This is a genomic window from Bacillus sp. FSL R7-0646 (assembly GCF_037969865.1).
In the GTDB taxonomy this organism is placed as follows: domain Bacteria; phylum Bacillota; class Bacilli; order Bacillales; family Bacillaceae; genus Bacillus; species Bacillus licheniformis.
The window spans coordinates 1,632,329-1,654,786 of record NZ_CP150217.1 but is presented as its reverse complement, the minus strand read 5'-3'; the positions used below and the strand labels follow the sequence as shown (position 1 = coordinate 1,654,786).

The 22,458-nt window shown below is 46.9% G+C and carries 25 protein-coding genes; 5 read left to right on the top strand and 20 right to left on the bottom strand.

Annotated features, from left to right (window positions below; all coding sequences use genetic code 11):
- Positions 1-40 precede the first annotated feature (40 nt).
- A complete protein-coding gene (locus tag MKY62_RS08520; protein ID WP_003181526.1) occupies positions 41-520 on the top strand; it encodes an N-acetyltransferase in 480 nt (159 codons plus the stop codon).
- 42 nt (positions 521-562) lie between these two features.
- Here the strand turns inward: MKY62_RS08520 and gerR are convergent, their stop codons facing one another.
- The 3 genes from gerR to MKY62_RS08505 all read right to left on the bottom strand — a co-directional run bounded on the left by gerR (position 563) and on the right by MKY62_RS08505 (position 2,029).
- Positions 563-1,162, bottom strand: coding sequence for a sporulation-specific transcriptional regulator GerR (gene gerR / locus MKY62_RS08515; protein ID WP_003181524.1), 600 nt, complete (start codon positions 1,160-1,162; stop codon positions 563-565).
- A 154-nt stretch (positions 1,163-1,316) separates the two neighbouring features.
- A complete protein-coding gene (rpmF, locus tag MKY62_RS08510; protein WP_003181522.1) occupies positions 1,317-1,490 on the bottom strand; it encodes a 50S ribosomal protein L32 in 174 nt (57 codons plus the stop codon).
- Between the two features lie 23 nt (positions 1,491-1,513).
- The gene (locus MKY62_RS08505; RefSeq protein WP_003181519.1) at positions 1,514-2,029 is read right to left on the bottom strand and encodes a DUF177 domain-containing protein; all 516 of its coding nucleotides are present in this window, start codon (positions 2,027-2,029) and stop codon (positions 1,514-1,516) included.
- Between the two features lie 217 nt (positions 2,030-2,246).
- Here MKY62_RS08505 and MKY62_RS08500 point away from each other — a divergent pair, with 217 nt between their 5' ends.
- Positions 2,247-3,497, top strand: a complete 1,251-nt coding sequence (locus MKY62_RS08500) for a nucleotidyltransferase (RefSeq protein ID WP_003181516.1) — start codon at positions 2,247-2,249, stop codon at positions 3,495-3,497.
- A 16-nt stretch (positions 3,498-3,513) separates the two neighbouring features.
- On the opposite strand, the gene MKY62_RS08495 is transcribed toward MKY62_RS08500, so the two are convergent.
- Positions 3,514-4,536: a SepM family pheromone-processing serine protease gene (locus tag MKY62_RS08495; protein WP_009328558.1), complete on the bottom strand. Its 1,023-nt coding sequence runs from the start codon at positions 4,534-4,536 to the stop codon at positions 3,514-3,516.
- A gap of 323 nt (positions 4,537-4,859) precedes the next feature.
- On the opposite strand from MKY62_RS08495, the gene ylbJ reads away from it, so the two are divergent.
- Complete coding sequence (ylbJ, locus tag MKY62_RS08490) at positions 4,860-6,080, top strand: sporulation integral membrane protein YlbJ (RefSeq protein WP_003181511.1); 1,221 nt, start codon at positions 4,860-4,862, stop codon at positions 6,078-6,080.
- 8 nt (positions 6,081-6,088) lie between these two features.
- Here ylbJ and coaD read toward each other — a convergent pair whose 3' ends face one another.
- The 9 genes from coaD to MKY62_RS08445 all read right to left on the bottom strand — a co-directional run bounded on the left by coaD (position 6,089) and on the right by MKY62_RS08445 (position 10,939).
- Complete coding sequence (coaD, locus tag MKY62_RS08485; protein WP_003181508.1) at positions 6,089-6,583, bottom strand: pantetheine-phosphate adenylyltransferase; 495 nt, start codon at positions 6,581-6,583, stop codon at positions 6,089-6,091.
- The gene (rsmD, locus tag MKY62_RS08480; RefSeq protein ID WP_003181507.1) at positions 6,576-7,142 is read right to left on the bottom strand and encodes a 16S rRNA (guanine(966)-N(2))-methyltransferase RsmD; all 567 of its coding nucleotides are present in this window, start codon (positions 7,140-7,142) and stop codon (positions 6,576-6,578) included. Before rsmD ends, coaD begins: the two co-directional genes overlap by 8 nt.
- A gap of 48 nt (positions 7,143-7,190) precedes the next feature.
- Positions 7,191-7,325, bottom strand: coding sequence for a hypothetical protein (locus MKY62_RS08475; RefSeq protein ID WP_254926361.1), 135 nt, complete (start codon positions 7,323-7,325; stop codon positions 7,191-7,193).
- Between the two features lie 109 nt (positions 7,326-7,434).
- Positions 7,435-7,707 carry a YlbG family protein gene (locus tag MKY62_RS08470; protein WP_009328559.1) on the bottom strand — a complete coding sequence of 91 codons (273 nt, stop codon included), beginning with the start codon at positions 7,705-7,707 and terminating at the stop codon, positions 7,435-7,437.
- A 71-nt stretch (positions 7,708-7,778) separates the two neighbouring features.
- Entirely contained in the window at positions 7,779-8,228 is a 450-nt protein-coding gene (locus tag MKY62_RS08465; protein ID WP_003181503.1) for a YlbF family regulator, read from the bottom strand.
- A 277-nt stretch (positions 8,229-8,505) separates the two neighbouring features.
- Positions 8,506-8,745: a YlbE-like family protein gene (locus MKY62_RS08460; RefSeq protein ID WP_003181501.1), complete on the bottom strand. Its 240-nt coding sequence runs from the start codon at positions 8,743-8,745 to the stop codon at positions 8,506-8,508.
- A 14-nt stretch (positions 8,746-8,759) separates the two neighbouring features.
- Positions 8,760-9,155, bottom strand: a complete 396-nt coding sequence (locus MKY62_RS08455; RefSeq protein ID WP_003181499.1) for a YlbD family protein — start codon at positions 9,153-9,155, stop codon at positions 8,760-8,762.
- Positions 9,156-9,308: 153 nt separating this feature from the next.
- Positions 9,309-10,352, bottom strand: coding sequence for a CAP domain-containing protein (locus MKY62_RS08450; protein ID WP_003181497.1), 1,044 nt, complete (start codon positions 10,350-10,352; stop codon positions 9,309-9,311).
- Positions 10,353-10,492: 140 nt separating this feature from the next.
- Entirely contained in the window at positions 10,493-10,939 is a 447-nt protein-coding gene (locus MKY62_RS08445) for a CBS domain-containing protein (protein ID WP_003181494.1), read from the bottom strand.
- A 167-nt stretch (positions 10,940-11,106) separates the two neighbouring features.
- Here MKY62_RS08445 and MKY62_RS08440 point away from each other — a divergent pair, with 167 nt between their 5' ends.
- Complete coding sequence (locus MKY62_RS08440; protein WP_003181492.1) at positions 11,107-11,466, top strand: YugN family protein; 360 nt, start codon at positions 11,107-11,109, stop codon at positions 11,464-11,466.
- Between the two features lie 56 nt (positions 11,467-11,522).
- On the opposite strand, the gene ctaG is transcribed toward MKY62_RS08440, so the two are convergent.
- The 6 genes from ctaG to cyoE form a co-directional block, all read right to left on the bottom strand.
- Positions 11,523-12,422, bottom strand: coding sequence for a cytochrome c oxidase assembly factor CtaG (gene ctaG / locus MKY62_RS08435; protein WP_025804483.1), 900 nt, complete (start codon positions 12,420-12,422; stop codon positions 11,523-11,525).
- Positions 12,423-12,455: 33 nt separating this feature from the next.
- Positions 12,456-12,785, bottom strand: coding sequence for a cytochrome c oxidase subunit IVB (gene ctaF, locus MKY62_RS08430; protein WP_003181487.1), 330 nt, complete (start codon positions 12,783-12,785; stop codon positions 12,456-12,458).
- A 2-nt stretch (positions 12,786-12,787) separates the two neighbouring features.
- Positions 12,788-13,411 carry a cytochrome c oxidase subunit III gene (gene ctaE, locus MKY62_RS08425; RefSeq protein ID WP_003181484.1) on the bottom strand — a complete coding sequence of 208 codons (624 nt, stop codon included), beginning with the start codon at positions 13,409-13,411 and terminating at the stop codon, positions 12,788-12,790.
- The gene (gene ctaD / locus MKY62_RS08420; protein ID WP_025804480.1) at positions 13,411-15,282 is read right to left on the bottom strand and encodes a cytochrome c oxidase subunit I; all 1,872 of its coding nucleotides are present in this window, start codon (positions 15,280-15,282) and stop codon (positions 13,411-13,413) included. The genes ctaE and ctaD overlap by 1 nt, the downstream gene beginning before the upstream one ends.
- A gap of 29 nt (positions 15,283-15,311) precedes the next feature.
- The gene (gene coxB, locus MKY62_RS08415) at positions 15,312-16,379 is read right to left on the bottom strand and encodes a cytochrome c oxidase subunit II (RefSeq protein WP_003181478.1); all 1,068 of its coding nucleotides are present in this window, start codon (positions 16,377-16,379) and stop codon (positions 15,312-15,314) included.
- Positions 16,380-16,656: 277 nt separating this feature from the next.
- A complete protein-coding gene (cyoE, locus tag MKY62_RS08410) occupies positions 16,657-17,583 on the bottom strand; it encodes a heme o synthase (RefSeq protein ID WP_003181475.1) in 927 nt (308 codons plus the stop codon).
- Between the two features lie 401 nt (positions 17,584-17,984).
- Between cyoE and MKY62_RS08405 the strand changes: the two genes are divergently transcribed.
- Positions 17,985-18,893, top strand: a complete 909-nt coding sequence (locus MKY62_RS08405) for a heme A synthase (RefSeq protein WP_003181473.1) — start codon at positions 17,985-17,987, stop codon at positions 18,891-18,893.
- Positions 18,894-18,974: 81 nt separating this feature from the next.
- Here MKY62_RS08405 and pyc read toward each other — a convergent pair whose 3' ends face one another.
- On the bottom strand, positions 18,975-22,418 hold the full coding sequence (gene pyc / locus MKY62_RS08400) for a pyruvate carboxylase (RefSeq protein WP_003181469.1): 3,444 nt from the start codon (positions 22,416-22,418) through the stop codon (positions 18,975-18,977).
- Positions 22,419-22,458 lie beyond the last annotated feature (40 nt).

The following is a 22,458-nucleotide window of genomic DNA, read 5'->3' as shown; positions in this document are numbered from 1 at the left end:
GTTTACAATAGAAGTAGACCACAAACAAGGGGGTAACATAATGGTCAAAGTCGAACGTTTGCTGATCAACTACAAAACGCTTGAAGAATTTAAAAAGTTCAGGGAGTACGGGATTCAAGAGCTTTCCATGCTGGAGGACCTTGAAAGCAACATGATTGAAAACGACAGCAACTCACCGTTTTACGGCATCTATTACGGAAATCGGCTCGTCGCAAGAATGAGCCTGTATAAAGTGGATGGTAAATCAAACCAATATTTTGAAGAAGGCCAAGATTACCTCGAGCTCTGGAAGCTTGAAGTTTTGCCGGGGTATCAGCGAAACGGCTACGGAACGATGCTTGTGGAGTTCGCCAAATCTTTCGGACTCCCGATTCGCACAAGTCCGCGCGTCAAATCATCCGATTTTTGGAACAAGATGGGCTTTACACCGGTTAAATACGATATGGCCCGGGATAAAGGGGAAAATCCGCTCGTTTGGCATCCTGCGAGCGAACCTAGTCAAAGTTCTGAATCAGCATAAACGAAAAAAGCCGGCCGATAGCGGATGGCCGGTTTTCTATTTTCAAGCTTCCCCCAGATTTTCATTCGGCTCCGGCTGGAGCATCGCCTTTTTGTTTCGTTCGTCTCCCTGAAGAACGACCATTTTTCTGGCTCTCTCCATGATTTCAATCAGCGCTTTATAATCCTCTTCTGTCAATTCAAGCTTTTTTTTCAGCGATTGATTTTCGCTTCGCAGCTTTTCAACTTCTTGTTTCAGCTCATTGATTTCTTCAGCAAGCTTTTTCTTCTCGTCGATAAAGTCCTTTTGAACCGGGGCTTCTTTCAGCTTTTCCAAGTACTCTATGACATCATCGAGCGTCAGGTTTTCCGCCTTGCTCTCAGAAACCGTTTTGACAGATCCAGGAAGGTTTGCGGAATGGATACCGATTTTTTTGCGCAGCTCTTTGCGCTGCTTCTTTGCCAGTTCAATGCCTGATTGGTATTGCTTTCTGACAAATGAATTCCAGCGGAATCCGCAGGCGGCCGCGGTTCTGCTTAAAGCCTTGCCCACTTCTTCAAAGGCTGAAAGCTGTGTCCCGCCTTCCCGAATGTGCCTTAATACGACCTCAGCCAGCAATATATCTTCATCCTGTGTCCATGCATCCTGTCTTGTAATCGTCAAATGTTATCCCCCTCCATGACTTTATGAATTTACCTCATACATATGCGGCTGATAGAGTAGATAGACTATTTTCTTTACAGGAAATAAAAGGATGAAGGGAAAACGGGTATAAAAAAACACAAGACATGAAGTCTTGTGTTTTCATTGTTGACGATTAGTTGCTTTTTACGTCTTTTCCTTTGTATGATCCACATGCTTTGCAGACGCGGTGTGAAAGTTTCATCTCACCGCAGTTTGGGCATTCTACCATACCAGGCACTTGCAATTTAAAGTGTGTACGACGAAGTCTTTTTTTCGTTTTAGAAGTTCTTCTAAAAGGTACAGCCATTATTCCCACCTCCTTAAAGAGCGTTAAGATTCATCTTCTTGTTTTAAGAGCTTCCCGAGTCCGGCAAGTCTCGGATCGATCCGGTCTTTCCGGTCATCTTCTGTAATGACCTGCCAATCCTTGCCCTCCTGCGGAGCACCTTCTTCTTTTTGAACAGACTCACAAAAGATTTGCATAGGGATCTCAAGAAGGATTTCTTCTTTCACGACCGGAGTCAAGTCGATGAGGTCATCTTCAACAATATGGATGTCTTCATCTTCCATTTCCTCGGTCTTATGAAATATAAACAGTTCTTTTGTAGAAATGCTGAATGGATAACGAACATCAACAAGCGTTCTTGAGCAAGGCAAGATCATCTCGCCTGAAATGGTAAAATCAAATGCAGCCTGCTTTGAGCGGATTTCCGCGCGCCCTTTCACCCGCACCGGTGAAATGCTGCGGATTTCCGAGCTTTGAGAGAGTTCGCTTAAATCAACTGTTTCATCAAATTCAAAGTCCTTCTTCGGCATTTGATTCAGCTGATGTATCGTCCATTTCATTGTATCACCTCTAAGTGAGCAACAAACATGATTATAGCTTTCATCATGTTTTTTGTCAATATTTTTTCTTTACAGATATGCGCCTGCGCCTTTCATTCGTTGACATCGTGAACAACAATTCATACACTTAGGAAAAACGCTGTTTTCGCGAGGCGTCTGGACATTCCATGTGTAAATGTATCATAACTATTTCAAGAGATGCAAGAGAGGTGAAAAAATGAAAGCGGTCGGCCTTGTTGTGGAATACAATCCTTTTCATAACGGACATTTATATCATATAAAGGAAGCAAAATCAGAAACGCGGAGCGAGGTGGCGGTTGCCGTTATGAGCGGCTCCTTTTTGCAGCGCGGCGAACCCGCCATCGTATCAAAGTGGGCGCGTACGAAGATGGCGCTCGCATCTTTTGCCGATGTCGTCGTTGAACTCCCTTACATATTCGCCGTCCAAAAAGCGGAAACGTTTGCTGAAGGCGCCGTCTCGATTTTAAATGAATTAGGGTGTTCTTCTTTGTTTTTCGGAAGCGAGCACGGCGATATTGAGGCATTTCTCAATACAGCCGCACACACGATAGAGCACGAAGACAGGCTCAACGAAGAAGCCAGAAAGCAGATAGCGTTTGGGCTGAGCTACCCGCAAGCGATGGCAAAAGCGTTCCGGTCTGTAACAAGAGAAGGCGGTAACATCGTTGACCTTTCAAAGCCGAACAACATTCTCGGATTCCATTATGTGAAAGCCATCATGCAAAAGCAATTAAGCATGAAGCCCGAAACCGTCAAGCGCCGGTCCTCAGGCTATCACGATTCAACATTCCCTGAAGCGGACCGAATCGCAAGCGCTACGAGCATACGCAAGTCGATTTTTGAAACGGGAAGCCTTGCGGACAGCCGCTTCTACCTTCCAAAGACAACGGTCGATGAGCTCGATGAATACGCCCGGACTTTCGGCATGTGGCACTCGCCTGAAGATTATTTCCCCTTTTTGAAATACAGCCTGCATACAATGGATACAGAAGAGCTGAAAGGGATATACGAAGTGGAAGAAGGCCTTGAGCACCGCGTCAAAAAAGCGATCCGGAAAGCAGGCTCTTTTAAGGAATACATGGAGCTTTTGAAAACGAAGCGCTATACGTGGACAAGACTGCAGCGCATGAACACCCATATCCTCACAAAAACGAAGAAAGCCGACGTTAAGCGCATGTTAAACGAAACACATCCGGCATATATCAGACTTCTCGGAATGACAAAAAAAGGGCAGGCCTATTTGGCTGAAAAGAAAAAAAGCTTGAGCGCACCCCTTATTACAAAGACGGGATCGTTTTCCCATCCTTCCCTCCAGCTTGACATAAAAGCGGGCCAAGTATACAGCGCCCCGCTCAAAGAGCCGGTGCGGACGATGCTGACAGAGCAGGAATATTCCCTTTCGCCGATCAGGTATGACGAAGACAGCCGGATATTTTTGCGCAAATAAAAACACCTGATGGACATCAGGTGTTTTTCACTTTATCTTCCAAATAATGAATCGCATCATCCATCGTGTCGACAGGGACGATTTTCATATCGGTTTTAATATCTTTTGCCGTTTTTACAGCTTCTTCATAGTTTGATCCTTTTTTTCCGCCTTCGTTCGGGGCAAAAAAGATGTCGGCTCCCGCCTTGTCTGCCGCAACGACTTTCTGGCTGATGCCGCCGATCGGACCGACTTTGCCTTCGTCGTCGATCGTTCCGGTTCCAGCAATATGGTGTCCTTTCGTCTCGTCTTCTTTTGTCAGCTGGTTATAGATCTCCATTGACATCATCAGCCCTGCCGAAGGGCCGCCGATGTTTTCAATATCCATATCGACCTCCGGCTTCACCTTGACATTGCGGTCTGTGATGAGGGAGACGCCGAGCCCCGCTCTCTTTGGATCTTCTTTGAATGTTTTCAGCTTCATCTCATATGTTTTTTCTTCTTTATCCCGTTCAACTACGATTTTCACGCGGTCCCCGGCTTTTTTTGACTCGATGTAGCGGACGAAGCTCTCCGCTGACCGGAACGATTTTCCGTCCGCTTTTTTAATTTTGTCCCCGACTTGTATTTTCCCTTCTGCAGGCATGCCGCTGACGACCGACATGGCATATACGCCGTTAAACGTGTAGCTGACTTCTTTTCCGGCCCGCTTATAAGCGGCGATCATCGCATTTTCCTGGGAATCTCTCATCATTTGCAGTTGGCGCTTCATATATTCCTGATCAGATTCGCCTTCTTGTTTAAAATTTTCTTCCGGAAGAATTTCGTGGTAAGGGCGCATTTTTGCCCATATATATGTAAGCGGGTTGGCAGGACCGACTTTAACTGTCATTAAAGAAAAGCTCCCTTTTTCAGGATAGCCGTTATCGACTTTAATTAAAGGGTTCAGCTCGGTCGCTTCGCCAGGTTCGGTGATGTAATATGGCAGCTTCACAAATGACAGCGCGGCCACGATGATAACGAGCAATAGTGCGATGCGTATAATTCTTTTTTTCAGCATGAAAATGTAACCCTCCATCTTTATTTTCACCGGCTCACATCTTGATCCGGCTTCGAATTTTCAGCCTGCATGAATTCACAGATGTATGAAATGCCTTCTTTTGATGCTCATCAAGGAGAAGGGTTTCCGCGCGTTTAAAGAGCTTCCGGTTCATTTGTTTCATCGCCGATCTGCAATCTGGTGGTCTAAAATAAGGACCAGCCTTCGTATAATGATAAAGAAGTTTCACGGAGAAGGCTACCGCACAAATCGGGCAAGCTTTTCGTTTATTTTATCATGATCCTGTTTCCAATGTGTATTCACAGCCGCAAAGGGGGTTAGAAATGGACATGTCAAAGGTAAAGACACTCATGATTGCCGTTTTGCTGCTTTCATTTACAGCTGCCGTCATTACCCACCCGCAAGAATCATTTGACGCTTCTAAAAGTGGACTTGCCATGTGGTGGGAGGTCGTATTCCCTTCCCTTTTGCCTTTTTTTATTTTATCAGAGCTCTTGATCGGGTTTGGTGTCGTCAGGTTTGTCGGGCTGTTGCTCGAGCCTTTCATGAGACCGGTGTTCCGCGTACCCGGCGTCGGAGGGTTCGTGCTCGCAATGGGAATGGCATCGGGAAACCCGGCCGGCGCAAAACTGACTTCAAGGCTGAGACAGGAACGGCAGATTTCCCGGGTCGAAGCAGAGCGGCTCGCTTCATTCACCAACTCATCTAACCCGCTGTTTATTTTCGGAGCCGTTGCGGTCGGCTTTTTCCATAATCCTTCTCTTGGCGTTGTGCTTGCGGCGGCCCATTATTTGGGCAATTTCGCAGTTGGACTGACGATGCGCACTTACGGAAGAAAAGAAGAAAACCGCACCGCCGTGCGAAAGAAGCTTCCTGTGCCTTCAATTAAAGAAGCCTTAAAAGCGCTCCATCAGGCAAGACTTGAAGAAAAGCGGCCGCTCGGCAAACTTTTGAGCGATGCTGTCATCTCCTCCGTTCAAACGCTGCTAATGGTGGGCGGCTTCATCATTCTTTTTTCGGTTTTTAATAACATTCTTTCTGTGATGCACATCACCGACATTCTTTCGCACGCGACAAGAATGATTTTGACGGCTCTTCAATTGCCCGGTGATTTTGATAAGCCTTTATTATCGGGATTGTTTGAGATTACGCTCGGCAGCAAACTGGTCAGCGCAACGGATGCGGCGCTTCTCCAGCAAGCGGTGATCGTCAGCTTTATTTTGGGTTTCAGCGGCTTCTGCGTCCAAGCGCAGGTTGCAGGCATTCTTGCTGAAACGGATATCCGCTTTAAGCCGTTTTTTATCGCTCGCATCCTCCAGGGAATTTATGCAGCGATCTTTGTTCTTATTCTTTGGAAGCCTCTTTACACATCGTTCTATTCTCCGACTGAGCCGGTCTTCTCCTTTCTGACGGCCGGGAAGACGGAACCTTTCTTTCTGGAGATGTGGAACACTTTAGCAGAGATCGGTCCGCTCCTAACAATCGGCACCCTTCTCATCTATATCATTCTTTATGCCAAATCTTACGCCCCTGTTAAAAAATGAGCAGCCGGTTACGGCCGCTCATTTTTTGCAAACTTTTTTTCAAGTGCAGCCTCGACCGCTTCCGGCACGAGTTCTGCGACTGAACCTTTATATTTTGCCACTTCTTTGACAATGCTTGAACTGAGGAACGAGTATTGGTTATTCGTCATCATAAAAAACGTTTCAATATTTTCATCGAGCACTTTGTTCATCGAGGTTCCCTGCATCTCGTATTCAAAGTCAGATACCGCTCTAAGCCCCCGCAGGATGACGTTTGCCTGCTTGCTCTTTGCATAATCAATCAAAAGCCCCTGAAAAGATTCCACTTGCACATTCGGGATATCCTGCGTCACTTCGCGAAGCAGCCCACAGCGTTCTTCCACTGTAAACAGCGGCTTCTTCGAAGAATTGTTCAAAACGCATACATAAACTTTATCAAACACTTTCGCCCCGCGCCTGATGATATCCAAATGTCCAAAAGTCACCGGATCAAAACTTCCGGGACAAACGGCAATGCTAGCCATCCCCATTCCCTCTCTTTCTGTATATGGTCACGCCTGTTAAGCCGTATATTTCCTGCCGGGCAAGCTGAAGTCCGCCCGCCGCATCCGGCAGCATGACTTCCTTCGCATGCTCAGCCACAATAAACCCTCTTTCAGTCAGCATATCCGCTTCATCAATGATCGATAAAAGCGCTTCCAGCTTTTGCTCTCGATATGGCGGGTCCAAAAAGACGGCATCAAAGCTTGCGCCCCTTTTCACCAGTGCATGCAGAGCCCGTTCTGCGTCATTTCTGTACACTTCGGCGCACTTTTCTAAGCCCAGCGTTTTCAAATTTCCTTTCACGGTTTGAATCGCTTTAAAATCCCGGTCGACAAAAATGAAGCGGTCAAATCCCCGCGACAGCGCTTCAATGCCCAATCCGCCGCTTCCCGCGTACAGATCAAGGCCGGTGCCGCCTTCAAAATACGGGCCGACCATATTAAAGATGGATTCCTTTACTTTATCGGTCGTCGGCCTTGTCGACGTGCCGGGAACCGCCTTTAAGGCACGTCCCTTATACGTCCCAGAAATCACTCTCATACTTCCACCACTTTTTCTTAAAACTCGAAAAAAATCATTCCTATCTTATCATAAAGTGTTTTCTGGCACAAACACCCAAAGTGCAAATTCATATGTATAGCAAAAAGGCTCGGTGGTGATAATAATAGCAACAGCATCGATTGATGTTGTTGCCAACCGCGGAGAAGACTTACGTTTCCCCATAAGTTCTTCCTCCGGTTTCTCCTCTCCCTTTGCCTTCTCCTTAATTTTTTAAGGAATAGAAGGACCCCGCAGAGGTATTTCTGCGGGGATTTTTTTAACATAAACCAAGTTAGAGCCCGGCTTTATAGTCGTATTCTTTCGCTTTATCCTGCTTGGATTCAAACTCCATTTTCAAAAACGGTTTGTATGAAAGATCCACCTGTTTGACAAAAGAGTACGAACGTATTTTTGCGATGATTCTTTCGGCATCTTCCATATTGCAATACACCACTACATATTTCAGCCGCTTTGAAACGTAATGAACATTTCCGAATTTCCTGAGCATTTTCGCCTGCTTCAAGGAGTGCAGCCAAACGATTAAGCCTTGACGCCTGATTTCCAAATTGTTCACCTGCCTGTCGCTCTGTGCATGAAGTTCTATAAAAAAACGAGACTCGGGGCGACCGAGCCTCATCAGGAAACTTTACAGCCGCAGCTTCCGCCTGACCCGCAGCCGCCGCCGCAAGATGAAAGATTATCAAAATAAGGGTTTCCAGTCGGTACTTTGATATGTTTTGACACAGCATGACCGATTTCCACGCTGACTTCATCAAGAATGGATTGCAGCTCTGTTTCCGCCTTTTTAAATTCGGCTACTGTATCGTGAAGGTCAAGCTCCCGTTTGATTTCCCTCATTTTCTTGGATATCTCTTTATAATCAGGATGATACTTGCCAAAGCGCTGCACATCCTCGTACTGTTCTTTTATTTTCGTAAACGAAGCGATAATACGTCCGGCCTCTTCATCTTCGCGGAGACGCTTGTAGCATTTTCTGTAATGTTCAGCCGCCTCTGATTGAAGAATCATGTTGGCCAAATCATATGCTTCATTTTGAAGCCGCAACGATTCCATTGTGGCAAACATAGACATGCACCTCCAGCTATAGTGTATCACAAAACAGCCGTTTTCAAAAATGTCTATGCCGCCTCCGAACTATAATTTTCCAAAAACTTCGCTTTCACAAGCGGAATCGCGCCAATCAGATAAGCCTTTGGGCTTTGGTTTATGGGTGGCGCAGCCGGCCAGCAAGAGGCACAGAAAGATTACAAGCCAGCACTTCTTCATCACAGATCAACTCCTTCACACCTAGCTTTACCAGAATGGCGCGATTTATCATCACAAAAAAAGACTCAGGCTTAAATTAATCCTGAGTGCGCATCGCATGAAACATTTGCAGCATCATCTGGGCCATCTGAATGCTGCCCGATAACTGGTTGACCCTGTGAGGAATCGTTTTTTCATAAAAATTCATCATATCGAGATGAAAGGCTGACAGATCATTCGGATTCCGCGAAAGCTTGCGGTACCAGACCGGCTGCTCACGGATGAACCGGCGGCGCTCTTCGTCGGCGAACACATACTCCTGCACTTCTTTACGCATGTCTTTCTCCTTCCCTAATCTTTTCGGAAAGAAAACGGATGCTCGCCGCCGCTTTGTTTCTGCTGTTTTTGGCTTCCGCCCGAAAACTGGCTGAGCAAGCTTTGCAGCGAAGAAATAGACTGGCTCATTTTATTGATCTGCTCATTCATTTGATTGGCATCCATCTTTCGAACGGCCGTCACCATTTTCGAAATGAAATCGTTTTTGCCGCCAGCGTCCGGCTCCTTTTCCGCTGAAGCTTCTTCCCTGTACGGATCCCATATCGAATCGTCTTCCCCGAGCAAAACCCAGTTTTCATAGACTTCCTGCCAGCTTTTTTCTTGTTTCCGGACTTCGGAAATCAACTTAGGATGCCGTTTTATAAATTGCTTAAATTCATTGATGGATGATTGCGCGTTTTGATTTGCCAACGTCTACACCCCCTCCGAAAACATATGCCTACTATAGTGTAATCCGCCCCGGCAAAAAATGTTCGCCTAAAATTCCTCTTTTTACAGGAACGGTGAGCAGCCGACATTTCAGGATTTCTCAAAAAACGAAAAGCCCGGGTATTGTCCCGGGCTCTATTGCCATTCTTTAATAAAGTTTTGCGTATAATATTTCTCATCCACCCCGACGCCGAGATGGGTATAGTCGGCATTTAAGAGCGCTTTTCTGTGCCCTTCGCTGTTTAACCAGCCTTCAACCGCCGCAGGCCCGTCGACATAGTTGAGCGCGATATTTTCCCCCGCCTGCTCAAAATTGACTTTTCCTTTTTCAAGCCTGTCTTTGAGGGTGCCTTCCGTTTCTGACACATGGGAGAAGTAATGGTGCTCTTTCATGTCGCTGCTGTGGCCGTAAGCCACTTTTGATACGCCTTCATCCCAAGTGAGCTCAGACAGGCCGTGCCTTGCGCGGATAACGTTTGTTATATCAAAAATCTGCTTCTCATTTGCTTTCTCGATTTTCTTCCAATCCGATTCTGTCAATGCTTTAGGCTCGATCAGGGTGCCTCTGTAGACAACTTCATACGGCCTTTGCTTGATTAAAGTCGGCGCATCAAATGCCCTGATGCTTGAAAGCGTCCCCTCGAATTTATCCATGTACAGCTGAACATAGATGTCTCCGACTTTAACCGTCGGCCTTGTATTCATATCTTCCTCGGAAAACTCAAAACGGTATGAACTGCCTTTATATTGAACATTGACATACGGGGCGATCTGGGTCGTTTTGAAAACTTCCCTTGACGGCCGTCCGATTTTAAACGGAGCGGTGTTCACCCCGTCGCCTGTCGCAAACAATGTCACAGCCTTGCCGCCCAGCAAGCCGATTTGAACGTACTGTTTTTTCCCTTGGTTATAGACCCACCATTCATAATCATACGCTGAAGGATCGACTCTGTCCGGTTTCCCCAGTTTCTTTTCGATCGTCTCGGCCGATTCCCCGATAAAGGAAAGCAGGCCGGAATCGGGAATGTTCAAGGGCTTCTCTTTTTTTGCATCTTCGTTTGAGACTTGCGGCTTGTCTTCCTTCGCAATTTTCTCAGGCGTTGAGCCGTATTGAATAAACAGCGTGTATGAAGCCGCAACGATGAGAAGGATCACGACCGCTCTTAATATATTTTTCAAACTTTCACCTCCGACTGACGGATCAATCTATCCATTAAGCTGCGCACGCATCAAAAACTTGCCTTTAGTGTCATTTAAACAGAACTGACATGAATTTTCAATGTTAATACAGCCTATTAAGATGTGAGACAAAATATGTTTTAATGAAGAAAATCTCCAGGCCGCTCTTCGTTTTCAGATATAAATGTCAGCGCGTCGCCAGCCTGGCGGTTCGATTTATTGTGAGTTGAAACATCGCCGAGCGTAATGATGCCGGCAAGCGTTTTTCCCCGTGTAACCGGGACCCTTCTGATCTGATAATCTCCCATGAGATCGACCGCTTTTTCAATTGAATCGTCTTCACTTACCGTAATGAGATCAGTCGTCATGACATTTGTAATTTTTTGCGAATTCGGTTTTTTAGCTGCGATTCCCCGCAGCACTAAATCCCGGTCAGTGACGATCCCAACCAGTTCCAAGCCGTCATCAAGCACAACCGGAATCGCTCCCACATCCCCGTCTTTCATTTTCACGGCAGCCTCGTATACATTATCAAGAACCGTACAATATAATGTTTCCTTTGTCATGATATCTTTCACACGTGTCAATCAGAAGACCTCCTCTTGTCGTTCGTTTGTTCATATTGTCGTCAAGCCGCGCGCGATTCATACTGTTCACAAAAATATTTATATATCGGCTCAGGCAGGATTGAAAGTTTAACGCTTTCATACTATGATTGTCAGTAAAGGTAATTTTTTTAAGGGGGTTTTACGGGATGAAATTTGAAGAATCCGGAATTGAAGGATTGACTGCCGACCTTAACCGGTTAGACGACATCATGGAAAACGAAGGGTTCGTAAGAGCTGGACAATGGGATTATGAACGCGTCACATATGACCGCAAATTCGATATGGTCGAAGGAAGATTCTACCTTCGCGTGTTCGGATATGCCATCGAAGGTGACGTGGGCGCCCGGCGCGCGGTAATCAAACTGATGACGCCGCTTTTGGGCAAATATTATTATCCGCATGGAGTGGAATACGGCGAAGACGAACATTTTCCGCCGCAGCTCCTCAAAACAAGCAAGACGGTGCTGAATTCGATCAAAGAAAAGGTTTCAGCGCTTGAAGTGTAGCAGGCGTACATAAAAAAGGGTGCAGCCCCTCGGTGAGGCTGTACCCTTTTTTGACCTTAATGAACCGTAGACGGAGAATATGATTCTTCTTCCAGGTCCTTTTCGTCTTTGGCTCTTTCCTTCCTCGCCCAGCCGAAAAAGATAATCGCCAAAAATGTCCCGTACACGATTTCCTGTAGGATTTTCATGACAATCGCGCCAAGCTGCTGATCTTCGAGAACAGGCATGCTGCTGAACATTTCCGGACCTGTAAGCGTCATTCCGCTCAGCGTATCGAGAGGAACGCACAGCTTCATTGCCTCCGCCCATGCTGACGGATCCGAATATGTCGAATACAGAGCCGTATCGCTGAACATGATTAACGCGCACGCCGGTGTCAGCAAAATGCCGTCAGCCATAATGTAGCCGAGTTTCAAAAGTCCGCTCATCTGCGGAAGCTCCTCGACCTTGTGAACGAGCGGCCACCACATGAAAAACGCTGCCATAAAGATCAGCACGGTAATGGCGGCATGATAAACGGCATCCGTCTTTATAAAATCAAAAACCAATGGAATGTGATACATCGAAAATAGACCGTTAAACACGATTATCGCGATCAATGGTTTGGAAAAAAACCGGAACAGCGGCTTGACGATCGGCAGAAAAATGACCTTTTTCCAAAACCAAGGCGGTATGCCAAGGATGATCAGAGGCGGCACGATCAAATACAGAACCGCCATTTGCGCCATATGCGCGCTGAACATAATATGTCCCAGCAAATCAACCGGACTGCCCTTAGACGCGTATAAAAGAATCATCGCCGTCAGGAATAAACCGATTTCTTTCCTGGACGCCCGCTCTCCTTCTGATCCTAAGCGTTTCATCAGAAAAAAGTAAAGGGCGGTTATGAAAACGACAGCCCCTAGGAAATAGGGGCTCCAAAGGGCGCGAAAACCGAATATTTCAAGGCTGCCCAACATGAGCATCCTCCTTTCTGTATGTCGGTTCGATTACCACCAGATTAGCGTTACAAAAGCCAACACGGTAACAAAAGCGACCAAAACGCCCGAATAAAGGAACAAAGTCGGCGCTTCATGCCCCCGCTGACTCATATGCATAAAGTAATACAGCTGAAACGCAACCTGAATGACGGCGAGCAGCAGAATAAACGGCACCGTAAACCATACGCCGGCATCTGAGGCGACCGTTAAAAAAGCGACAATGGTCAGGCCGATCATCAAACCGAATGAAATAACCTGATATCTCATGTCCTCCGCGTTTTTCTTTTTGCGGTAGGCAAGATCTGTTTTGGGATTCCCTCTGTTTTCGTTATTCACCATTTTTATCCCACCATCCCCATCAAGTATACAACGGTAAAGATAAACACCCAGACAACGTCGATAAAATGCCAGTAGAGGCTTGCGACAAAAAACTTCGGCGCGTTGTAAAGGCTTAATCCGCGGCCCGCATTTCTGATCATCAAAGAAAGAATCCAGAGAAGCCCGAAGGTAACGTGTGCTCCGTGTGTGCCGACAAGCGTATAAAAAGCGGAGCCGAGAGCCGAGCTTTGAATGGTGAACCCATATTCGTGAATGTAATGCGTGAACTCATATATTTCAAGCGCCAGAAAGCCTGCACCGAGCAGAACGGTGATTCCGAGCCAAACCTGCATCTTTTTAAAAGCGAAGTTTTTCATATGATACATCGCATACACGCTCGTCAAACTGCTCGTCAAAAGGAGCATTGTCGCAAGAAAGACCAGCCCCATGTCGAACATCTCGGTCGTTTTCGGCCCCCCTGCATTCGAATTCTTCAGCGCAAGGTATGTTGCGAAGAGAGACGCGAAAAGAACCGTCTCTCCCCCGAGAAATAGCCAAAAGCCGATAAATTTATTTTTTCCTTCTAACGTAGCTTTTTCAGGAGAAGCCGGGAAGGTTTCAGCCGTCAATTTCTCTTCTGTATGCATTATGCCTTCACCCCTTTGTCGTCATCATCCATCAGATCTTCTTTATGAATATGGTACCCGTGGTCATCAATTACAGACCGGAGAAGCATCATAAATAACGTGATCCCTAACCCGATCAGAATGACAGGCAGCCCCCAGGCAAATTCCGTCCGGTACATAAAGCCGAAGGCGGATATAAACAGCCCGAGTGACATGATGAACGGAAGAATCGATCCGTTTGGCATATGGATGTCCTGAAGCGGCTCCGCGGCGGTCATTGACTGCTTGCCGGCTCTTTTTTCGATCCATAAAGCATCAAGGCCTCTGACCAAAGGCAGCTGTTTGAAGTTGTATTCAGGAGGCGGCGAAGAAACGGCCCACTCAAGCGTTCTTCCGTCTTGCCAAGGATCGCTGCCGACTTTTTCCCCTTTGGCAGTCGTCACGATAATATTGATCACGAGTATGATGACCGCAGCCGCCATAAACACAGCTCCGATTGAACTGATCAGGTTCGCCATGTCAAATCCCTGATTCGGCAAGTATGTGAACACGCGTCTCGGCATTCCCCACAATCCGAGCCAATGCTGGATGAAGAACGTCAGGTGGAACCCGATGAAAAAGAGTACAAACGTTATTTTGCCCAACGCTTCGCTCAGCATTTTCCCGAACATTTTCGGCCACCAGTAATGAGCTCCGGCGAGGATGGCGAACACCACTCCGCCAATGATGACGTAATGGAAGTGGGCCACGACAAAGTACGTGTCATGGAACTGATAGTCAGCCGGTGCGGCAGCAAGCATGACGCCTGTCACCCCGCCCATAACAAACGTCGGGATAAAGGATATCGCGTAAAGCATCGGCGTTGTAAACTTGATGCTCCCGCCCCACGCCGTGAGCAGCCAGTTGAAGATTTTAATACCAGTCGGGACGGCAATGGCCATCGTCGCCACCGCAAAAATGGCGTTTGCCACAGGCCCGAGTCCCGTTGTAAACATATGGTGAGCCCAAACCATGAAGCCTAAAAAGCCGATCAATACGGTTGCAAATACCATTGAAGAATAGCCGAACAGCCTTTTTCTCGCAAAAACCGGAATGATTTCCGAAAAAATGCCGAACGCCGGGAGTACGAGAATATAAACTTCAGGGTGTCCGAAAATCCAGAACAGATGCTCCCAAATGATCGTATTTCCGCCTAATTCCGGATTGAAAAAGCTCGTTCCGAACAACCGGTCCAGCATCAAGAGCGCAATGCCTACGGTCAGCGGCGGAAACGCGAACAAAATCAAAGCCGAAGCGACGAATGTCGTCCATGTGAAAAGCGGCAGCCTCATGTATGTCATGCCCGGCGCCCTCATGTTGATGATCGTCGCGAGAAAGTTAATCCCGGCAATCAGCGTACCGATCCCGGCAATTTGCAGACCGAGAACATAGAAATCGATCCCGTGCCCTTCGGAATGAAGGGAAAGCGACGCATAAGACGTCCAGCCGGCATCGGGTGCCCCTCCCAAAAACCAGCTTAAATTCAGAAAGATGCCGCCGAAAAGAAACAGCCAGAAGCCGAGCGAGTTCAAGAATGGAAACGCGACATCCCGCGCGCCTATCTGCAGCGGAACGACGGCGTTCATCAATGCGAACAACAGCGGCATCGCCGCCAGGAAAATCATCGTTGTGCCGTGCATCGTCATGATTTCATTGTAGACCCCGCCGCTCATGATGTCATTGTTCGGTATCATCAGCTGAACCCTGATCAGCATCGCTTCGATTCCGCCGAGCACAAAGAAGAACCCGCCGCCCAGCAAATAAAGGATGGCAATCTTTTTATGATCGACAGTCGTTAAATAGTCCCATAATACAGCCCCAAAACCTTGCTTTTTCTTAAGCGTACTCACAATGTAACCTCCCTCATTCTCCCTTTGAAGCGTTAGTCTTCGGTTTTTAACCCCTTTAAATATTCAGTCAGTGCATCAAGTTCCTTGTCGCTCAAATCAGGGTATGTGCCGGTCATTTTGTTGCCCGGTTTTATGCTTTCAGGATCCTTGAGCCACGCTTTCAAGTTTTCATCGTTGAATTCCTTCACGCCGGCGATCGTCGACCTGTCTCCAAAAGTCGCGAGGTTCGGAGCCGTTCTGGCCGCTTCCGCCCTTTGGTCTTTTGAATCGGTCGCATGACAGCTCAGGCAGTTTTTCTCTTTGAACACCTTTTCTCCTTCAACAGCGAGATCGGTTTTCGCTTCCGCTTTATTGTTTTCCATATCGCTCATCCATTTCTTGAACTCATCCTTCGAAACCGCTTTAACTTTAAAGTCCATTAAAGCGTGGGAAGGTCCGCAGAGCTCGGCGCATTTCCCGTAGAAATAGTCTCCGGCTTTTTCCGCCCGTTTTGAATCAATCGTTAAGTAGAACTTGTTTTCATTGTCTGTGTTCGTATCAACCTTGCCCCCGACAGAAGGAATCCAGAATGAATGTTTGACATCGGAAGCTTTCAGCTTGAAGTAAATGCGTTCATCGGTCGGCACGACCAGCTCCTGGCTCGTAATCACGCCGTAGTCAGGATATTCGAATTCCCACCAGTAAAGGTTCGCCCGCACGTTGACGACGAGCGTCTTCTCCGGATCCCTGTTTTTCTTATCCATCGGTTTCGTATCAGCAAGATCAAAGGTCTGTGCGACAACAGGAACAACCAGGATAAGAAGGAGGATAATCGGAATAACAGTCCATAAAATTTCTAAATTGCGGTTTCCTTCAACCTGTTTCGGGATGTGGTCATCACCGAGCTTAGATCTTCTGTACTTGACGATGACAAATACGAAAATGAAACTTACCACTACTACAACAACAACCATGATCAGCGTGCTGAGAATCATTAGGAAATACTGCTGATCAGCCACCTCGCCCGCCGGCTGCAGCGTTGATATAAACGGTTCTCCGCACCCTGCTAAAACAAGCGCCAAAATAGTGAACAGCGACATCAGACGCCATTTCTTTAACATTTCTTCCCAACCCCTTTTCAATCAATCCTTTTGAAACTTTCACTGTTCAAACGTTTATAGGACACCTATTCATTCATCTGACTCCCCACTCCAATTAAAGCACTTACATTTCCTCATTTCATAAATAATGAGGTTTTTTACTCAAAATACCATCTATGTATGAACGTAAAGCCGCCTTGTTAAACATAATCGAAAAAATCGATAAGGCGGCTTTTACATGATTGTTGTCTGCTTGAAGTGTTAATTGACAGCCTTCAATGTGATGAATTATAGAGTTCTATCCAATTTTAAAAAGTGTAAATACGACCATGGCAACGAAGAAAATGGTCAAGTAATTTAATGAATATACAAACATGAGCGTTGCCCACTTCATGATATTTTTGCTTCTGTAACCGACCAGACCGCAAACGAGCCAGCCGATATTAAGCACCGTCCCCAAAATGACGATCGGCAGTCCGAGTCCGCCCAGGAAAAACGGCAGCGGCATTAAGCAGGCAATCCAAATGATGATCTGCCTTTTCGTCACTTCAAAACCGTGTACAACAGGCAGCATCGGTATATTTGCGGCTCTGTATTCCTCCGTTTTCTTAATCGCAAGCGCCAGAAAGTGGGGAATCTGCCAAATAAACATAATTAAAAACAGCACCCACGCCTCGACTCCGATGGAACCTTGGACAGCGGTCCATCCGATCAAAGGTGGAACAGCCCCTGACACACTTCCGATGATCGTATTAACGGTATAGCGGCGCTTTGACCACATCGTGTATAGAAACACGTACGTAAAGACGCCGACAAATCCTACTGCGGCAGCTGTCAGATTGGTCATCAGCAGCATGATAAAACCGAGCGCAGTCAGCAGAATGCCGAACCACAATGCCTGTGAAGGCTGGATTTTTCCAGTCACCGTCGGCCTTGTTCTCGTCCGCTGCATGAGCTGGTCAATATCACGGTCATAAAAGTTGTTGATGACGCATGAGCCTGCAATAATAAGCGAGGACCCCGCTAAAGTGAACAGCACGATATCAAGGTTTCCTAGAAAGCTCAGATTTGAAAAGTAAAAAGCGAGCCACATGCCCGTAAAAGTTGTTATCAGGTTCGAGTAAACAATCCCGACTTTGATAAGGGCGAGGAAATCTTTCCATGCTGTCGTCTCTTCTATTTGTCCATTCATTGCTGTATCAGCTGTAATTCTTGTTTCAGCCATAATACTAACCCCCCTTACTCAAACCTTCATCACGTCAAGAGAAGCGGTATATTCATAAAAAACCTACAACTCTATCATACAAGATTACCGGATGGAAAAAAACAGCCTATTAAATATTAATCGACAAACCGGTTTATATTTGTGAACTTTTTATGACTTTCTTTACAGATGAAGGAAAAGTTGTGAACAAGAGCGGAAAACCACTGTCATTCTAATATAGTTCTATCAAACGAAGCCACAATTATCAAGTCTTCAAAACCAATAAAAATGTGAACGCCTTCTATTGCATTTTTGTGAACAATAATCATTATGAATTGCAGCAGAACATCAATTCGCTTACACTTGAAGGTGGTAAATATCTTTTTATTAGTCAGTTTGCATTAAAAAGGAGAATTGAATTTATGAATAAAGCATTAAAAGGCTTGGGAATTATCACAACTATCGCCATGCTTTTCGTGCTGATCGGCGGCGCCCTCGTCACAAAGACGGGTTCAGGAATGGGCTGCGGCAGATCTTGGCCGCTTTGCAACGGAAGCATATTCCCGGCTTTAACCCTTGAATCGATTATCGAATGGAGCCACAGGTTTGTCAGCGGCACATCCGGCGTCCTTGTGCTGGCTCTCGCCATTTGGACATGGAAAAAAATCGGCCATATCAGAGAAACGAAATTTCTCGCGGTGATGTCGGTCGTCTTTCTCATTCTTCAGGCGCTTTTGGGCGCTGCAGCGGTCGTCTTCGGGTCATCGGCCCTGATCATGGCTTTGCACTTCGGAATCTCGCTTATTTCCTTTGCTTCTGTGCTGCTTTTGACGCTCCTGGTGTTTGAAGCTGACAGCAAACAGAAATCCGAATCGTTTTATATAGGAAAAACCATGCAGTTTCATATGATAGGAATCATTATATACACATATGTCGTCGTTTATACAGGCGCATATGTCCGGCATACGAGTTCAAGCCTCGCGTGCCTTGACTTTCCGATGTGCAGCACGGAAAACGGCTGGCTTCCCGGGAAGTTTCACGAATGGGTGCAGATGGGACACAGAGCTGCGGCGCTTCTTCTGTTCGCCTGGATCATCGCGGCAGCGGTACATGCAGCAAGACAGTATAAAAATCAAAAACGCATTTATTGGGGCTGGATGATTTCCCTGATCCTGATCATCCTTCAGGCTGCCTCAGGAATTGCGGTTGTCTACAGCAGACTGGATTTGGGTTTTGCACTCGCCCACGCATTCTTTATTTCCTGCCTGTTCGGAATCCTTTGCTACTTCCTGCTGCTTGTTGCGCGCTATCGCAGGCAGGTGCAAAAATAAAAATAAACGGTTGATCCTCCGCCTTTTGGGGGGGATTTTTTCATAAAAAGAGGCCGCCGACAAAAGTCAGCGGCCGTGCTTTTATTTTTTCAGTTCAATGAGAAGGTCGCCGGTTTGAATGGCTTCTCCGTTTGTAACGTGAATGTTTTCAACAGTTCCTGAAAACGGAGCCTGAACGGTCGTTTCCATTTTCATCGCTTCATTGATCATCAAATGATCGCCCTTCTTCACTTGGTCCCCTTTGCTTACAAGAAGCTTGATTACCGTTCCCGGCATAGATGCCGCGATATGATTCGGGTTTGAACGGTCGGCTTTCACCTTTTGATGAACGGACGATTTAATGCTTTCGTCTTTAATGACCACTTCGCGAGGCTGGCCGTTCAGTTCAAAATAAACGACTCTCGTCGCATCCGGACGCGGTTCCCCGATAGAGACAAGTTTGACGATCAGCGTTTTCCCTCTTTCAATCTCGACCTCGATTTCTTCGCCGAGGGTCATGCCGTAGAGGAAGGTTGGTGTATCAAGCACAGAGATATCCCCGTACAGTTCCGCTGTCTTGACATACTCGGTAAACACTTTCGGATAAAGCGCATATGCAACAGCATCCTGGTCGGAAAGCTCCATACCATGCTTTTCCAAGAATTCCGCTTTTATAGCGTCAAATGAAACCGGTTCAAGCAGTTCTCCAGGGCGTACTGTAATCGGCTCCTGCCCTTTTAAAATCAGCTTTTGCAATTTCTCAGGGAATCCGCCGTGAGGCTGACCGATATACCCTTTAAAAAGCTCGACAACCGAGTCAGGAAAATCGAGAGATTCTCCCCTTTCGTAAATATCATCTTCCGTCAGGTTATTTTGCACCATGTAAAGCGCCATATCCCCGACGACTTTAGATGACGGCGTAACCTTTACGATGTCCCCGAACAGGTGGTTGACCCGGCTGTACATTTCTTTCACTTCATTCCAGCGGTCGCCGAGGCCGACTCCCTTAGCCTGCTGCTGAAGGTTGCTGTATTGGCCGCCAGGCATTTCATGCTTGTAAATTTCGGTATGAGGCGCAATCATGCCGCTCTCAAACTCGCTGTAATATTTTCTGACAGACTCCCAATATTGAGACAACGACTCTACCGCATCGACATTGAACTGCGGACGGCGTTTATCTCCTTCAAGCGCATGGTAAAGCGAGCTTGCGCTTGGCTGTGATGTCAGACCCGCCATCGAGCTGACCGCTACGTCGACGATGTCGACGCCTGCTTCTATCGCCTTCGCATACATAAAAATACCGTTGCCGCTCGTGTCGTGTGTATGCAAGTGGATCGGAATGTCGATCGTCTCTTTCAAAGCCGACACCAGTTCGTATGCCGCTTGAGGTCTCAGCAGGCCGGCCATATCCTTAATGCCGAGAATATGCGCCCCCGCAGCTTCAAGCTCTTTTGCCATTGACGTATAATATTCAAGATTATACTTGCTTCTGTTCGGATCGAGAATGTCCCCTGTATAGCAGATCGCCGCTTCGGCAAGCTTGCCTGACTCGCGCACTGCATCAATGGCGAGCGTCATCCCTTTAACCCAGTTCAAGCTGTCAAAAATGCGGAATACATCGATTCCGGCCGCAGCCGATTCGCTGACGAACTTTTTAATCAGGTTGTCAGGGTAGTTTGTATACCCGACGGCATTCGAAGATCTCAAAAGCATTTGAAACATCGTATTCGGAATTTCCTTCCGCAGCTCCTCGAGCCTTTTCCACGGATCTTCTTTCAAGAAACGGTAAGCGACATCAAATGTGGCGCCGCCCCACATTTCAAGACTGAAAAGCTCTGGCCAGAGCGCAGCCGTCGGATTGGCGATTTTTTTCAGCTCATGCGTTCTGACTCTTGTCGCAAGCAATGACTGATGGGCGTCGCGGAACGTCGTATCAGTGAGGAGCACTTCCTCTTGATCTTTCACCCATTTGACGAGCCCTTCGGCTCCGCGTTCATCAAGAATCTGTTTTGTTCCGCTTGCGATTGGCTGATCGACATCTGTTTTGACGATCTGCGGCTTATCAAACTCGGGCTTCTTCTTTTTATCGATGCCCGGGAAGCCGTTGACCGTTACGTTCCCAATATATGTCAGCATTTTCGTTCCGCGGTCTCTCTGCTTAGGAAAGACAAAAAGTTCTGGCGTTGTATCGATAAAAGACGTGTCGTATTGCCCTGTAAGAAACTTTTCGTGTTTCGCCACATTTTCAAGGAAAGGAATGTTCGTTTTGATTCCCCTGATCCTGAATTCCTGAAGGTTGCGGACCATTTTGGCTGCCGCCTGTTCAAACGTCAGCGCCCAAGTTGAAAGCTTAACAAGCAGCGAATCGTAATAAGGCGTAATGACAGCGCCCTGAAAACTGTTTCCGGTATCAAGCCTCACCCCGAAACCGCCGCCTGAGCGATATGCCATGATTTTGCCTGTGTCAGGCATGAAATTGTTTGACGGATCTTCAGTCGTAACCCTTGACTGGATCGCATATCCGTGCAGCGTGATCGCATCCTGGTTCGGAATGCTGATTTCGCTGCTGTCCAGACTGAGACCGGCAGCGATCAGGATTTGCGTCTGAACGATATCGACGCCCGTTACCATTTCCGTAATGGTATGCTCCACCTGAACACGCGGGTTCACTTCAATAAAGAAAAACTCATCGTTCGCAACTAAAAATTCGACTGTACCGGCATTGACATAGTCAACATTCTTCGCAAGCTTAACGGCAGCATCGCAAATCTTTTCCCGGAGGGATTCAGAAAGCGAAACGCTCGGCGCCACTTCGATGACCTTTTGATGACGCCTTTGCACAGAGCAGTCGCGGTCGTAAAGGTGAACCACGTTCCCTTCTTTATCTCCGATGACTTGAACTTCAATGTGCTTCGGCTTTTCAATCAGCTTTTCGACATAAACTTCATCATTGCCAAAGGCCGCTTTCGCCTCTGATTTCGCCCTATTATAGGACTCCTCCAGCTCCGATTCGTCCCTGACGATCCGCATGCCGCGCCCGCCGCCGCCAAGCGACGCTTTAATGATAAACGGATATCCGAACTTTTCCGCAAATTGTTTCACTTCCGCTATATCCGCCACTGGTCCGTCGCTCCCCGGTATGACCCGAATTCCAGCTTTTTCAGCTTGTTCGCGGGCTTTTACTTTGTCTCCAAACATATCGAGGTGCTCGGAGGTCGGTCCGATAAAGATGATGCCTTCCTCTTCACACCGCTTAGCAAACTGAATGTTTTCCGACAGGAAGCCGTAGCCTGGATGGATGGCATCCACATGGTTGCGTTTTGCAATCTCGATGATGCCTTCAATATCAAGATAAGCGTCAATCGGCTTTTTCCCTTCGCCGACCAGGTATGCTTCATCGGCTTTGTATCTGTGGTAAGATCCGCTGTCTTCTTTAGAATAGATCGCTACCGTACGGATATTCAGTTCTGTGCAGGCCCGAAATACGCGGATAGCGATTTCCCCTCTGTTTGCAACAAGAACTTTTTGAATAGACTGTTGTGACATGTCGTTCCCCCTCATCCGCTGTTATAAGTATGTATCTATT

What these genes read in the sequence shown, in the direction of transcription:
- MKY62_RS08520 (WP_003181526.1), top strand. Translation starts at nt 41, where the DNA reads ATGGTCAAAGTCGAACGTTTGCTGATCAACTACAAAACGCTTGAAGAA.
- rpmF (WP_003181522.1), bottom strand. Translation starts at nt 1,490, where the DNA reads ATGGCTGTACCTTTTAGAAGAACTTCTAAAACGAAAAAAAGACTTCGT.
- MKY62_RS08505 (WP_003181519.1), bottom strand. Translation starts at nt 2,029, where the DNA reads ATGAAATGGACGATACATCAGCTGAATCAAATGCCGAAGAAGGACTTT.
- MKY62_RS08500 (WP_003181516.1), top strand. Translation starts at nt 2,247, where the DNA reads ATGAAAGCGGTCGGCCTTGTTGTGGAATACAATCCTTTTCATAACGGA.
- MKY62_RS08495 (WP_009328558.1), bottom strand. Translation starts at nt 4,536, where the DNA reads ATGCTGAAAAAAAGAATTATACGCATCGCACTATTGCTCGTTATCATC.
- ylbJ (WP_003181511.1), top strand. Translation starts at nt 4,860, where the DNA reads ATGGACATGTCAAAGGTAAAGACACTCATGATTGCCGTTTTGCTGCTT.
- coaD (WP_003181508.1), bottom strand. Translation starts at nt 6,583, where the DNA reads ATGGCTAGCATTGCCGTTTGTCCCGGAAGTTTTGATCCGGTGACTTTT.
- rsmD (WP_003181507.1), bottom strand. Translation starts at nt 7,142, where the DNA reads ATGAGAGTGATTTCTGGGACGTATAAGGGACGTGCCTTAAAGGCGGTT.
- MKY62_RS08475 (WP_254926361.1), bottom strand. Translation starts at nt 7,325, where the DNA reads ATGGGGAAACGTAAGTCTTCTCCGCGGTTGGCAACAACATCAATCGAT.
- MKY62_RS08465 (WP_003181503.1), bottom strand. Translation starts at nt 8,228, where the DNA reads ATGTTTGCCACAATGGAATCGTTGCGGCTTCAAAATGAAGCATATGAT.
- MKY62_RS08460 (WP_003181501.1), bottom strand. Translation starts at nt 8,745, where the DNA reads ATGCGTAAAGAAGTGCAGGAGTATGTGTTCGCCGACGAAGAGCGCCGC.
- MKY62_RS08440 (WP_003181492.1), top strand. Translation starts at nt 11,107, where the DNA reads ATGAAATTTGAAGAATCCGGAATTGAAGGATTGACTGCCGACCTTAAC.
- ctaF (WP_003181487.1), bottom strand. Translation starts at nt 12,785, where the DNA reads ATGGTGAATAACGAAAACAGAGGGAATCCCAAAACAGATCTTGCCTAC.
- ctaE (WP_003181484.1), bottom strand. Translation starts at nt 13,411, where the DNA reads ATGCATACAGAAGAGAAATTGACGGCTGAAACCTTCCCGGCTTCTCCT.
- coxB (WP_003181478.1), bottom strand. Translation starts at nt 16,379, where the DNA reads ATGTTAAAGAAATGGCGTCTGATGTCGCTGTTCACTATTTTGGCGCTT.
- cyoE (WP_003181475.1), bottom strand. Translation starts at nt 17,583, where the DNA reads ATGGCTGAAACAAGAATTACAGCTGATACAGCAATGAATGGACAAATA.
- MKY62_RS08405 (WP_003181473.1), top strand. Translation starts at nt 17,985, where the DNA reads ATGAATAAAGCATTAAAAGGCTTGGGAATTATCACAACTATCGCCATG.
- pyc (WP_003181469.1), bottom strand. Translation starts at nt 22,418, where the DNA reads ATGTCACAACAGTCTATTCAAAAAGTTCTTGTTGCAAACAGAGGGGAA.